This window comes from Mycobacterium sp. (assembly GCF_049608025.1).
In the GTDB taxonomy this organism is placed as follows: Bacteria; Actinomycetota; Actinomycetes; order Mycobacteriales; family Mycobacteriaceae; genus Mycobacterium.
Genome location: NZ_JBMYXC010000006.1, coordinates 13,288 through 25,725, shown reverse-complemented (window position 1 = coordinate 25,725; position 12,438 = coordinate 13,288). Strand labels below are relative to the sequence as shown.

Genomic DNA, 12,438 nt, shown 5'->3' with positions numbered 1-12,438 from the left:
TTCACGCCGGTCAACTTAGCGCCCCGACCCAGTTGGACAGCAATTCGGCACCGGCGTCGCCACTCTTCTCAGGATGAAACTGGACCGCCGACAGCGGACCGTCCTCGACCGCGGCCAGAAACGGCACCTCGTGGCTGGCCCACGTCAGGAGCGCATCGGAATTACCCTCCCACTGCTGCGCGGCGTAGGAGTGCACGAAGTAATAACGGGTGTCGGCATCCATTGCACGGAACAACACGCTGTCCGCCGCGGCGTCCACGACGTTCCACCCCATGTGCGGGATCACCGGTGCGTCCAGACGGATGACCGCGCCCGGCCACTGCCCGCAACCGCTCGTCTCGACACCGAACTCGACGCCTCGGGCAAACAGAATCTGCATGCCGACACACACGCCCAGCACGGGACGTTGCGCGGTCAACCGATCGGCGATGATCTTCTCGCCGCCGATCTTGCGCAGACCCATCATGCAAGCCTCGAATGCGCCCACCCCGGGCACCACGAGGCCGTCGGCAGCCAGCGCCGCCGACGGGTCGGCAGTGACCTCGACATCGGCCCCGACGCGTTCCAGCGCGCGCTGAGCCGACCGCAGGTTGCCCGACCCGTAATCCAAGACGACGATCTTGCGCAAGGTCATTTCCGGCGAGCCTTGGTCACAAGGTGCCTTTGGTCGAGGGCACCCCGCTGACCCTGGGGTCATACTCGACCGCCTGGCGCAGTGCCCGCGCCACCGCCTTGTACTGCGCCTCGGTGATGTGGTGCGGGTCGCGCCCATAGAGAGTGCGCACGTGCAGCGCGATCCGGGCATTGAACGCCAGCGATTCGAAGACGTGTCGGTTCACCACGGTGTGATAAGGCGTGTGGTGGGATCCGGTAGACCCGACGATCGTGAACTCGACCATGTATTCCGGTTCCCCGGTGTGCACGAAGTACGGCCGTCCGGATACGTCGACCGCGGCGTGGGCGAGTGTCTCGTCCATCGGGATGAACGCATCCCCGAAGCGACGGATTCCCCGCTTCTCGCCCAGCGCCTGTCCCAGTGCCTGGCCGAGCACGATCGCGGTGTCTTCGATGGTGTGATGGCCCTCGATCTCGATGTCGCCCTTGGCCTGCACTGTCAGGTCGAAGCCGGAGTGGCTGCCCAGCGCGGTGAGCATGTGGTCGAAGAACGGCACCCCGGTATGGACGCTGACCTGCCCAGTGCCGTCGAGGTTGAGGTCGACGACGATGTCGGACTCCTTGGTCCTGCGTTCGATTCGCGCACGACGGGCCTCCGCGCGCGGCCGCGCGGGACCGGTCGGTGTGGAACCGGTTGGTGTGGCACTGGGTTCAGTCACGATGCTCCTATTCGGGCGCTGGCGGCCAGCAGCGCATCATTCTCCTCGGCCAGGCCGATGGTCGCGCGGAGATATCCGGGGATTCCGACATCGCGGATCAACACGCCATCGTCCAGATAGCGCTGCCAGGTACCCGGTGCGTCTTCGAATCGGCCGAACAATACGAAATTAGCGTCGCTGGGGATCACCAAGAAACCCATCGCGGTCAGCGCCTCGGACACCCTGTTGCGTTCGGCGATCAAGGTGGCAACGCTGCCCAGGGTGTCCCCGGCGTGGCGCAGCGCGGCACGGGCAGCTGCCTGGGTCACCGCCGAGAGGTGGTAGGGCAGTCGAACCAGCAGCATCGCATCGATGACGGCCGGGGCCGCGACGAGGTAACCCAACCGGCCGCCGGCGAAGGCGAACGCTTTGCTCATGGTGCGGGTCACGATGAGCCTCGTCGGGTAGTCGGCGATCAGCCCGATCGCACTGGGCTGGGCGGAGAATTCGCCGTAGGCCTCATCGACAATCATGATGCCGTCCGCCATGGCGTCCAGTAGCAGTAGCAGGTCCTCGCGCGAAACACTCTGGCCCGAAGGGTTGTTCGGGCTGGCAAGGAACACGACGTCGGGATTGTGCTCCTTGATCGCCCGCGCTGCGACACCGGAATCGAGGCTGAAGTCGTCGGCGCGGTTGGCGGTCAGCCAGCCGGTTCGGGTGCCGTCGGAGATGATCGGATGCATCGAATAGGACGGCACGAAGCCGATCGCGCTGCGGCCGGGCCCGCCGAAGGCCTGCAGTAGCTGCTGCAGGATTTCGTTGGAACCGTTAGCGGCCCAAACGTTCTCGACGCCGACCGCAGTTCCGGTCTGTGAACTCAGGTAGCCGGCCAGGTCCGCGCGCAACGCCACCGCATCACGGTCGGGATAGCGGTGCAATTCAGGGGCGACCGCCCGCACCGAATCGGCGATGTCGTCGATCAAGGCCTGTGTGGGCGGGTGAGGATTCTCGTTGGTGTTCAGCCGCGTCGGTACGGCCAGCTGCGGTGCTCCGTAGGGCGATTTGCCGCGCAGATCGTCCCGCAATGGCAGTTCGTCCAGCGTCAGCCCGAGACCCGAGAGGCCGCCCGGGCTTCCAGCGCTCACCTCTCGAACCTCCGGCGCACCGCTTCACCGTGGCTGGGCAGGTTCTCGGCCTGCGCCAGGGTGATCACATAACCCGACACGTCCTTCAGCGCCGCCTCGGTGTAGTCGACGACGTGGATGCCGCGCAAGAACGTCTGGACCGACAGACCGCTGGAGTGTCTGGCGCATCCGGCGGTGGGCAGCACGTGGTTGGACCCCGCGCAATAGTCACCGAGGCTGACCGGTGACCAGGGGCCGACGAAAATCGCTCCGGCGGAACGAATCCGGGTCGCCACAGACCTGGCGTCCGCGGTCTGCACCTCAAGATGCTCGGCGGCGTACGCGTTGACGGTCCGCACCCCCGCATCGATGTCGTCGACCAACACGATCGCCGACTGCTGCCCGGTCAGCGCCGCCGTCACGCGCTCGCGGTGCACCGTCGTCTCCAGTTGGAGTGCCAGCTCTCGGTCGGTGGCATCGGCCAGCTCGGCGCTGTCGGTGACCAGCACACTGGCGGCGATCTCGTCGTGCTCAGCCTGGCTGATCAGATCCGCCGCGACGTGGGCCGGATCAGCGGTGAAGTCGGCCAGGATCGCTATCTCGGTCGGGCCGGCTTCGGCGTCGATGCCGACCTGGGACCGGCAGATCCGCTTGGCGGCCGTCACGTAGATATTGCCTGGGCCGGTGATCATGTCGACCGGGGCCAGCTGGGTCCCGTCGGGGTCGTTGCCTCCGTAGGCCAGCAGCGCCACCGCCTGCGCGCCACCGACGGCCCACACCTCGCTGACCCCGAGCAGCGCGGCGGCGGCCAGGATGGTCGGATGCGGTAAGCCGTCATGCTCTGCCTGCGGCGGGCTCGCGATCACCAACGATTCCACTCCGGCCGTCTGCGCCGGCACCACGTTCATGACGACGCTGGACGGATAGACGGCGCTACCTCCGGGCACATACAGCCCTACCCGCTCGACCGGAACCCAGCGTTCGGTCACCGTCGCACCGGGCGCCAACGTGGTCGTGGTGTCGGTGCGGCGCTGCGCGGCATGTACCGCCCGGGCTCGTTCGATCGCCACGTCGAGCGCCGCCCGCACATCGGAGTCGAGTTCGGCCAGCGCCTCGGTCAGGCGGTCCACCGGCACTCTGACCTGGTCGGACCTGACGCCGTCGAACGCTAGGCCATATTCCAGAGCCGCCTCGGCGCCCCGTTGCGCGACGGCGTCCACGATGGGTTTGACCGTGGGCACGATCGCGTCGACGTCGACGCCCCCTCGCGGCAGGGCGGTGCGCAGTCGAGCCGCCGACAGCGCGGTATCACGCAGGTCTATCCGTCGAAGCAGTCCTGGCGATACAGTCACGCTGTTCATTGTCCCAGAGCGAGCCAAATCGATTTGGAGGCGTCGTGTCGGAGCGGCCCAAGAAGCGTGACCACCCCAACGACGCACCCGGCGTGCCGATGCTGATTCCGCCGCGGCTGGAGCGACTCCAGATCAAATACATCAACCCCTTGCTGCGACCGTTTTCGAAGCGGATGCCCGGAATCGGCGTGATCAAGCATCGTGGCCGTACTTCGGGCAGGGACTACGAAACCATCATCACGCCCTACCGCAAGGGCCAGGTGCTGGCTGTCGGGTTAGCGCACGGAAAGACCAATTGGGTCAAGAACGTGCTGGCCTCCGGTGAAGCGGACATCCAGATCGGTAAGAAGAACCTCCACTTGGTCAATCCCCGGGTGCTGCCTGCGGGCACGGTGGACCGTTCGCTGCCGCGGATAGCGCAGGTGGTCGGCAAGCGTTCCGGCGTGTTCGTCGCTGATATCGCCTGAGCCGGCTCGATATCGCCTGAGCCGGCTCAAGTTCTTCCTCGCGTTCGCCTTACCCACACATACCGGAAACTGCCGTACCGGAAGCTTCCGCGGCCATCAGCCGGCCGGCCTGCGCAGGGTCGGTGTTGGGCACCCCCGCGGTGGCCGCCGCCCCGATGTCCATCAGCTTGTTGCCGAAGTTGCGGATCTCGCCGGCGAGGTCGGCCGGTGTGGCAGGTGCCAGGCGCGCGAGCAGGTACTGCCCCCCGTCGTACAGCGCGACTCGCGCGTTCGCCGCGACCGCTAGCGCGCCGCCGATGTCATCGGATCCGCCGGGTGGCGCGAGGTTGGTATTCATCGCGACACCGCTGCTGACGGTCTCGAAGGCCGCACAGACTGTTGCCTGGGCCGCGCTGCGTTGAGCATCGGTGTACTCCGGCTCCTGGGGGCCGGCCCGGAGCAGCGCGACCACGGCCACGCCCAACGACAACGCTGCCACGACAAGAGCCGCATAGACCAGTCGGTTGCGTGGCGCGGGTTCGCTCATGTCTACAGATCCAACCCGAGATCCAGCGCCCGCACGGAATGTGTGAGCGCTCCGACCGCGAGGTAGTCCACGCCCGTTCCGGCGTATTCCGCGGCGCTCTGCAGGGACAGACCTCCCGAGGACTCCAGCTTGGTATGCGGGGACCGCCTATCGCGGCGTTGCACCGCGATCTGGGTCTGCCATACCGCAAAATTGTCCAGCAGCACCAGTTCCACGCCCTCGGCGAGGACATCGTCGAGTTGCTCGAGCGAATCCACCTCCACCTCACACGGCAGATCCGGCGCCGCGGCGCGCACTGCCCGCAGCGCGGCCAGTATCGAACCGGCCGCGGCCACGTGGTTGTCCTTGATCAGGGCGGCATCTCCCAGGCCCATGCGATGGTTGACGCCGCCGCCGACCCGCACCGCGTACTTCTGCAGTATGCGCAGGCCGGGCAGGGTCTTGCGGGTGTCCCTGATCTGGGCTCGGGTTCCGGACGCGGCCTCGACCCAGGCCGCCGTGGTGGTCGCGATCCCCGACAGGTGACACACCAGGTTGAGCATCGTGCGCTCGGCGGTGAGCAAGCCGCGCGTTGCAGCGTGCACGGTGAGCGCGATCCCGCCGGCGTCAAGCCGGGTGCCATCGGGCACCTGGTGCACGACGCGGTACCGGCCAGTCCCGAGCACCTCGTCGAAAACCATGAGTGCCAATTCGGCGCCGGTGAAAATACCGGGTTCACGAGCCACCACCGACGCGGTGGTCGAGGCATCGGCGGGCACGGTGGCCGCCGTCGTCACATCCGGCCCGTACCGCAGATCCTCGTCGAGCGCGCCGACGATGACCGCACGAGCCTGCGTGAGCTCGTCCGGGGTGAGTGCCATCAGCAACACACCGCGGCTGGAGCCGGGTTCGACACGGCGCGGGTGACGCTGAATGCCTGCGCGGGGTCGGCATCAGGGAAATCCGAACGGTGATGGCAGCCGCGGGATTCGGTGCGGGCCAGCGCCGCGGTGGCGACCGCCGCCGCAACGGCGGTCAGGGCGGAATCTTCGAAATCGTTGCGCGACCTGACTACTCGCGGATCAGCATTGGAAACGAGATCCACCAACTGCCCCAGTTCGTCGCCGCTTCGCACAACGGATGCGTATCGCGTCATCGCTGTCTGCAGCTCGGCGCGGGCCACTGCCGGCCGCACCGGCAGCGGCGGCAGGACCATGCGGGCCGGGCCGGCGGCCGCGGCATGCCGGGCAGCGGCATCGCCGGCGCGACCGCCGACGACCAGTCCCTCGAGCAGGCTGTTGGAAGCCAGCCGGTTGGCGCCGTGCATCCCGGTCCGGGCAACCTCGCCGGCCGCGAACAATCCCGCGACCTCGGTGCGACCGTCGACGTCGGTCGGCACGCCGCCGCAGCTGTAGTGGGCTCCCGGCAGCACCGGAATCGGTTGGCGGGTGGGATCTATCCCGGCCTCCAGACAGGATGCGGTGACCGTCGGGAACCGCTGGGCCAGGTTGGTGACTTCACGCGCATCGAGATAGACACAGGGATCGCCACTGACGGCCAGTCGTGCCTGGACAGCGCCGGCGACCACGTCCCGCGGCGCCAGGTCACCCATCGGGTGCACACCGGCGGTGATCGAATTCCCCTGTGAATCAATAAGACTCGCACCTTCGCCGCGCAGGGCTTCGGTGATCAGCGGGCGCCGGCCGCCGCTGAGACCGTCGAACAGCATCGTGGGGTGGAACTGAATGAACTCCAGGTCGGTGACCGGAAGTCCGGCCCACATCGCCAGCGCCACACCATCACCGGTTGATCCCTCCGGATTCGTGGTGGCCTGGTAGAGATGGCCGAGCCCGCCGGTTGCGAGGATGACCGACGGAGCGTGGATCACCCCGGGACCGTCGTCGCTGAGCACCAGCACGCCCGCCACGGTGCCCGAGTCGACCAGCAGCTCGAGGGCAACGTGGTTGCAGCGGGTGTCCAGCCTGGACGCGACGTTGTTCAGCGCACGCTGCACCTCGGCGCCGGTAGCGTCTCCGCCCGAGTGGATTATCCGTCGGCGGGAATGACCACCCTCCCGGGTCAGCGCCCATCGACCCGGTGCCGATTCGTCGAACCGTGCCCCGCCGGCGACCAAGCCGGCCACCGCACGGTGGCCGTCGGCCACTATCGAAGCGACCGCGTCCGGGTCACAGATGCCCCCGCCCGCGGCGAGGGTGTCGGCAACGTGCGCTTCGATCGAGTCGCCATTGTCCTGTAGGACGTCCGGCAGGACGACGGCGATCCCGCCCTGGGCATAGAAGGTGGCGGTCTCGCCGAACTTGCTCAACACCACCACCTTGCGGCCGCTCCGGTGCGCCGCCAGCGCAGCCGCGAGGCCTGCGACGCCGCTGCCGATGACGATGACGTCGGCACGCTGTCTCCACATGCCGGCGCCACCGCAGCCACCGCCGCTCCCCCGGGTCGTCCCCCTGGCCTGCGGGCGGGAGGTCCCCTCGACGCTCCTGCCCCCTGGGGCCGTCATTCGCCGCCGCCGCCAGGCTGGCCGATCTCGATCATCCGCTGCACGCTGCGGCGGGCGGCTGCGCCAACATCCGAGTCGACGTGGACCTCGTCGGCGCCCTCCACCAGGCAACGGAGCAGCGCCGCGGGGGTGATCATCTTCATGTACTTGCAGGATGCCCGCTCGTTGACGGCCCGAAAATCGACATCGGGGGCCGCGCGACGCAGTTGGTGCAGCATGCCGACCTCGGTGGCCACCAAGACCTGACGGGCGCCGGTTTCGCGAGCGGCATCGAGCATTCCGCCGGTGGACAAGATCTTCACCCGGTCCGCCGGGAATGATCCCTCCCCGGCAAGGTAGAGAGCCGAAGTGGCGCAACCGCATTCGGGATGTACGAACAATTCTGCCGCGGGATGTGCACGAGCCTGTTCGGCCAGCTCATCGCCGTTGATCCCAGCGTGGACGTGGCATTCGCCCGCCCACACGTGCAGGTTCTTCCGGCCGGTCACCCTGCGAACATGAGCGCCCAGGAACTGGTCGGGGCAGAACAGGACCTCACGGCCCTCGGGAATCGATGCCACCACCTCTACGGCATTCGAGGACGTGCAGCAGATGTCCGTCTCGGCTTTCACCGCCGCGGTCGTGTTCACATAGGAGACGACGACCGCTTCGGGGTGCTCAGACTTCCAGGCGCGCAGCTCCTCGGCGGTGATGGAATCAGCCAGCGAGCACCCGGCCCGCTGGTCGGGAATCAACACCGTCTTGGCCGGCGAGAGGATCTTGGCCGTCTCGGCCATGAAGTGCACGCCGCAGAACACGATGGTGTCCTCGGGCGCTTCAGCGGCGATTCGAGACAGCGCGAGCGAGTCGCCGACGTGGTCGGCGATGTCCTGGACTTCGGGTAGCTGGTAATTGTGCGCCAGTAGCGTCGCGCCGCGAAGCTCGACGAGGCGGCGCACCTCGGCGGCCCATTCGGCATCGCCGTCGACTCCGGAGAACCCGCCCGGACCATCGACGATGCGGTCCATCAGATGGTTAGCGGACAACTGGTCGATGATCGTCACCGCCGCCTCGATTCACTCTATCCGGGTTTCAGAACCTAGTTTTCGACTTATAATCGAAAACATGCCCCATATTAGCACCGACCACGAGGTGCTGGCGGCCGTGCTCCAGGTTCGTCAGCGCCAGAGCTCCGGCGTCGGCCGGAAACCGGAACTTCACGTGCTGTTGTGGCAGCGCGCACTCAGCCCGGAGCGAGGTATGTGGTCACTACCCGGCGGCCGGCTGGGCGAAGACGAGGACATGACGAGTTCGGTCCACCGACAGCTCGCCGAGAAAGTGGACTTGCGTGAAATTGCCCACCTCGAGCAACTCGCGGTGTTCTCTGATCCGAATCGGGTGCCCGGAAATCGCACCATCGCCTCGACATTCTTGGGCCTGGTGCCCTCCCCCGCCACCCCGGAACTGCCCGCGGACACCTACTGGCACCCGGTCAGCGAGCTGCCCCCGATGGCGTTCGACCATGGCCCGATGGTCGAACACGCTCACAATCGCCTGGTCGCCAAACTCTCCTATACCAACATCGGGTTCGCCTTGGCGCCAGACGAATTCGCGCTGTCCACGCTGCGCAACATCTACCGCGCAGCGCTGGGTCACCCGGTGGACGCCACCAACTTGCAGCGGGTGCTCGAACGCCGCAGGGTGATCACCAGGACCGGCACGACGGCGCGATCGGGCCGCAGCGGCGGCCGACCCGCCGCCCTATACCGGTTCACCGACTCGCGCTACCGCGTCACCGACGAGTTCGCCGCCTTGCGACCGCCCGGGTGAGCCGACTGGATTCTTAGCGCATCCTTAAGTAACAATGCGGGGATGGACTTGGGCAGCGCGGCGCGGCCGGCCAGAGCCGAGTGGATCGGCCGGTCTCCGCATCAACCGCTCAATCCCAAAGCCCGTCCGGTCGTTCCCGCCCATGACTCCTTTCACCGGCCTCCGCCCGGTTTCGAACACGCCCGCCCCGGCACCGTGCTGCGCTCGCGTGATGTCGCACTCGCGTTCATGGGGCTGGTTCCGCAGAAGTTCAGCGCCACTCAGCTGTTGTACCGAACCACCGATCTCAACGGAAAACCACAGGTCGCGGTTACTACGGTGGTGGTCCCCACCGAACGCGCCACCGCTGGACCGCTACCCATCGTCTCCTACCAGTGCGCCATCGACGCGGTGGCGGGGCGGTGCTTCCCGTCCTACGCGCTGCGGCGTGGCGCCAAAGCCGTCGGCTCGATTGCCCAGTTCGAGTTTCTGCTCATCGCGGCCGCGCTCGCCGAGGGCTGGGCCGTCTCAGTACCTGATCACGAAGGCACCACGGGCATGTGGGGTGCTCCCAACGAACCCGGTTACCACGTGCTCGACGGCGTGCGCGCCGCAATCAACCATGAGGCGCTCGGCCTCCCACCGGAGTCACCGATCGGCCTGTGGGGTTACTCCGGCGGCGGTCTGGCATCGGCGTGGGCCGCCGAAGTCCAGGGCACCTACGCGCCGGAACTCAACGTCGTGGGCGCGGTTCTCGGTTCCCCGGTGGGTGACCTTGGCCATACCTTCAAACGACTCAACGGCAGCGTCTACTCGGGCCTGCCCGCGATGGTGGTCGCCGCGCTGACCCATATCTACCCCGACCTGGAACGGGTCATCTCCGAGCACGCCACCGACGAAGGCAAGGCGATGCTCGCGCGGGTCGAGAGGATGACCACCGCGCACGCCTTGCTGCGGCTGGCCGGAAAAGACATGGCGGACCTGATCGACCGGCCGCTCGAGGAAATCCTGCTGACGCCCGAAGTCCAACACGTCTTCGACAGCATCAAGCTGGGGACCTTGGCACCCAAGGTGCCGGTGCTCATCGTCCAGGCCGTGCATGACCGGATCGTCTCGGTCGACGACATCGATGAGTTGACCGAGACCTACACCCGCGGCGGCGCCAGCGTCACGTACCACCGCGACCTGTTCAGCGAGCACATGCTCCTGCATCCGATGTCGGCGCCGATGACGCTGCGCTGGCTGAGGGAACGCTTCGCCGGTCAGCCGATGCGTGTGCACATCGCACGCACCAAGTGGCCGACGCTGCTGAATCCATCGACCTACCGGGGCATGCTGACCCTCGCTGTCATCACCGCCAGGGTCGTAACGGGGCGACGGGTGGAACGTCAGCCACTGTCCCGATTCGACCAGTAGGCAGCAAGGGGTATTCGACCGGCGGCCAGGCTCCGAGGTCGTCACGTACGGTCGCCGCCGCGGCCAACAGATACACCAGCGCCGCGACACCGGCGGGAACCAACACCGTCGCCGCGATCTGCAGCGGCGAGTGGCCGAAGAACACGGCGGGCGCTTCCACGATGTAATGCACCCGATTATCTGCCGAAACCGGCGCTGCAGCCACGTCGATGGTCCCGTAGCGCCAGTTCGCGGTCAGGGCACCCACTCCGGCGGCCACTGCCCCTGCCGCCGCGCCGCCGACCGCAAGCGCCGCCACCATCACCGGTCCACGATGAGCGCGCCACTGCCACAGGAGAACTGCCGCGACCGCAGCCAGCACCGCCAGCATGCCGATGATCAGAAACGCCGAAGTGAACCAGTGATCTGACTCGCTGCCCAGGTACGCCGTGATTCGGTCGCCGCTAATCGTCAGCGCGACCAAACCGTGAATCGGCGGCGCCAGCCACGCCCACAGCGCTCCCACCGCGACACCGGCTGCAACCATGCCGGCAACGACGGTCAGTGCCGCCCGGGCCCGCGAAACCCCGGGACCTTCGCCCGAGGCGTCTGGTGCGCTCATCGCTGTTTCTCCAGATCCGTCGAGTCCACCAATCCGTGCCTCGAACACTTCGCCCACCAACCATCGGGGCGGATCTGCACGATCATCCGCCGGCCACAATCGGCGCAGAATCGGGGCGGCTCCAGCCCGAGCCGGGCAGCGCTGGGACCGGTACTGTTCGCCGCGGCGCGGGTGTGCATGGCGCGGGTCTGCATGGCGCCGGTGTACATGTTGTAGCGACCCGCACCGACCGGCGCCGGCAAGTCTGGCTGGTGGGAAATATCTGCGCTGTCCGTGATCATCACCACCTGCCTACAGGCTGGCGTTGAGCGCCTTGATCGGCATCTGCAGATCGTCGAGCAACTCGAGGTCAGCTTCGGCGGGCCGGCCCAATGTGGTCAGGTAGTTGCCGACGATGACAGCGTTGATGCCGCCCAGGATGCCCTTCTTGGCACCCAGATCGCCCAGCGTGATCTCCCGCCCGCCGGCAAAGCGCAACATGGTGCGCGGCAGCGCCAACCGGAACGCGGCCACCGCCCTGAGCGCCTCGGCGGCCGGCAGCACCTCGAGATCACCGAACGGCGTTCCCGGCCGGGGGTTCAGGAAGTTCAGCGGCACCTCGTGGGGGTCCAGTTCGGCGAGATTGGCCGCGAACTCGGCGCGCTGCTCGAGCGTCTCGCCCATGCCGAGAATGCCGCCGCAGCACACCTCCATGCCGGCCTCGCGAACCATCTGCAATGTGCCCCAACGTTCTTCCCACGAGTGGGTGGTCACGACGTTGGTGAAGAACGACCGCGCGGTCTCGAGGTTGTGGTTGTAGCGGTGCACCCCCATCGCCGCCAGTTGCCCGACCTGATCGGGGCTCAACATGCCCAGTGAGCAAGCGATCTGGATGTCGACCTCGTTGCGGATCGCCTCGATACCGGCCGCGACTTGAGCAAGGAGGCGCTCGTCTGGGCCCCGCACCGCCGCGACGATGCAGAACTCGGTCGCACCCGTCTTGGCGGTCTGCTTGGCAGCTTCCACCAGGCTCGGGATATCCAGCCAGGCGCTGCGCACCGGCGACGCGAAAAGCCCTGATTGAGAACAGAAGTGGCAATCCTCCGGGCAACCGCCGGTCTTCAGGCTGATGATTCCCTCGACCTCGACATCGGGACCGCACCACGCCATCCGGACCTCGTGCGCCAGAGCCAGCAGGTCATCGAGGCGGTCGTCTGGCAGTTCCAACACCTGCAGGGTCTGGTCCTGATCGAGACCCTCGCCCCGTTCCAGCACCTGCTCTCGTGCCACCGCCAGAATGTCGCTCACCCGTCGGCCTCCTCGCATGTCTCGTCGGCGGTGCCGACAATTGAACACCGTTCAGGTTAGGGTA

At 67.1% G+C, this 12,438-nt stretch carries 14 protein-coding genes; 3 read left to right on the top strand and 11 right to left on the bottom strand.

Features of this window, described 5'->3' with window-relative positions:
* Positions 1 to 10: 10 nt before the first annotated feature.
* From hisH to hisD, 4 genes are all read right to left on the bottom strand, one after another.
* The gene (gene hisH, locus ACPGXI_RS03535; RefSeq protein ID WP_526649855.1) at positions 11 to 634 is read right to left on the bottom strand and encodes an imidazole glycerol phosphate synthase subunit HisH; all 624 of its coding nucleotides are present in this window, start codon (positions 632 to 634) and stop codon (positions 11 to 13) included.
* A 16-nt stretch (positions 635 to 650) separates the two neighbouring features.
* Positions 651 to 1,253, bottom strand: coding sequence for an imidazoleglycerol-phosphate dehydratase HisB (gene hisB / locus ACPGXI_RS03530; protein WP_526649993.1), 603 nt, complete (start codon positions 1,251 to 1,253; stop codon positions 651 to 653).
* Between the two features lie 77 nt (positions 1,254 to 1,330).
* Positions 1,331 to 2,458: a histidinol-phosphate transaminase gene (locus ACPGXI_RS03525; protein WP_526649853.1), complete on the bottom strand. Its 1,128-nt coding sequence runs from the start codon at positions 2,456 to 2,458 to the stop codon at positions 1,331 to 1,333.
* Positions 2,455 to 3,771, bottom strand: a complete 1,317-nt coding sequence (gene hisD, locus ACPGXI_RS03520) for a histidinol dehydrogenase (RefSeq protein ID WP_526649991.1) — start codon at positions 3,769 to 3,771, stop codon at positions 2,455 to 2,457. Before hisD ends, ACPGXI_RS03525 begins: the two co-directional genes overlap by 4 nt.
* Before the next feature lie 116 nt (positions 3,772 to 3,887).
* Here hisD and ACPGXI_RS03515 point away from each other — a divergent pair, with 116 nt between their 5' ends.
* Positions 3,888 to 4,256, top strand: coding sequence for a nitroreductase family deazaflavin-dependent oxidoreductase (locus ACPGXI_RS03515; protein ID WP_526649989.1), 369 nt, complete (start codon positions 3,888 to 3,890; stop codon positions 4,254 to 4,256).
* A 49-nt stretch (positions 4,257 to 4,305) separates the two neighbouring features.
* Here ACPGXI_RS03515 and ACPGXI_RS03510 read toward each other — a convergent pair whose 3' ends face one another.
* The 4 genes from ACPGXI_RS03510 to nadA form a co-directional block, all read right to left on the bottom strand.
* A complete protein-coding gene (locus ACPGXI_RS03510) occupies positions 4,306 to 4,782 on the bottom strand; it encodes a hypothetical protein (RefSeq protein WP_526649851.1) in 477 nt (158 codons plus the stop codon).
* Positions 4,783 to 4,784: 2 nt separating this feature from the next.
* On the bottom strand, positions 4,785 to 5,642 hold the full coding sequence (gene nadC, locus ACPGXI_RS03505; protein ID WP_526649849.1) for a carboxylating nicotinate-nucleotide diphosphorylase: 858 nt from the start codon (positions 5,640 to 5,642) through the stop codon (positions 4,785 to 4,787).
* Positions 5,642 to 7,186 carry an L-aspartate oxidase gene (locus tag ACPGXI_RS03500; RefSeq protein ID WP_526649847.1) on the bottom strand — a complete coding sequence of 515 codons (1,545 nt, stop codon included), beginning with the start codon at positions 7,184 to 7,186 and terminating at the stop codon, positions 5,642 to 5,644. The genes nadC and ACPGXI_RS03500 overlap by 1 nt, the downstream gene beginning before the upstream one ends.
* 92 nt (positions 7,187 to 7,278) lie before the next feature.
* The gene (gene nadA / locus ACPGXI_RS03495) at positions 7,279 to 8,289 is read right to left on the bottom strand and encodes a quinolinate synthase NadA (RefSeq protein ID WP_526649987.1); all 1,011 of its coding nucleotides are present in this window, start codon (positions 8,287 to 8,289) and stop codon (positions 7,279 to 7,281) included.
* A gap of 97 nt (positions 8,290 to 8,386) precedes the next feature.
* Here nadA and ACPGXI_RS03490 point away from each other — a divergent pair, with 97 nt between their 5' ends.
* Both ACPGXI_RS03490 and ACPGXI_RS03485 read left to right on the top strand, forming a co-directional pair.
* Positions 8,387 to 9,091 carry an NrtR DNA-binding winged helix domain-containing protein gene (locus ACPGXI_RS03490; protein WP_526649845.1) on the top strand — a complete coding sequence of 235 codons (705 nt, stop codon included), beginning with the start codon at positions 8,387 to 8,389 and terminating at the stop codon, positions 9,089 to 9,091.
* A 42-nt stretch (positions 9,092 to 9,133) separates the two neighbouring features.
* A complete protein-coding gene (locus ACPGXI_RS03485) occupies positions 9,134 to 10,486 on the top strand; it encodes a lipase family protein (protein ID WP_526649843.1) in 1,353 nt (450 codons plus the stop codon).
* On the opposite strand, the gene ACPGXI_RS03480 is transcribed toward ACPGXI_RS03485, so the two are convergent.
* From ACPGXI_RS03480 to bioB, 3 genes are read right to left on the bottom strand one after another with little or no spacing between them, the layout of a single operon-like run.
* Positions 10,422 to 11,087, bottom strand: a complete 666-nt coding sequence (locus ACPGXI_RS03480) for a DUF2567 domain-containing protein (RefSeq protein ID WP_526649841.1) — start codon at positions 11,085 to 11,087, stop codon at positions 10,422 to 10,424. The two genes, ACPGXI_RS03485 and ACPGXI_RS03480, sit on opposite strands and share 65 nt — an antisense overlap.
* The gene (bsaP, locus tag ACPGXI_RS03475) at positions 11,084 to 11,368 is read right to left on the bottom strand and encodes a biotin synthase auxiliary protein BsaP (RefSeq protein ID WP_526649839.1); all 285 of its coding nucleotides are present in this window, start codon (positions 11,366 to 11,368) and stop codon (positions 11,084 to 11,086) included. The genes ACPGXI_RS03480 and bsaP overlap by 4 nt, the downstream gene beginning before the upstream one ends.
* Before the next feature lie 10 nt (positions 11,369 to 11,378).
* Positions 11,379 to 12,374 (bottom strand): biotin synthase BioB, encoded by a 996-nt coding sequence (gene bioB / locus ACPGXI_RS03470; protein WP_526649837.1) that lies wholly within the window; start codon positions 12,372 to 12,374, stop codon positions 11,379 to 11,381.
* Positions 12,375 to 12,438: the final 64 nt, after the last annotated feature.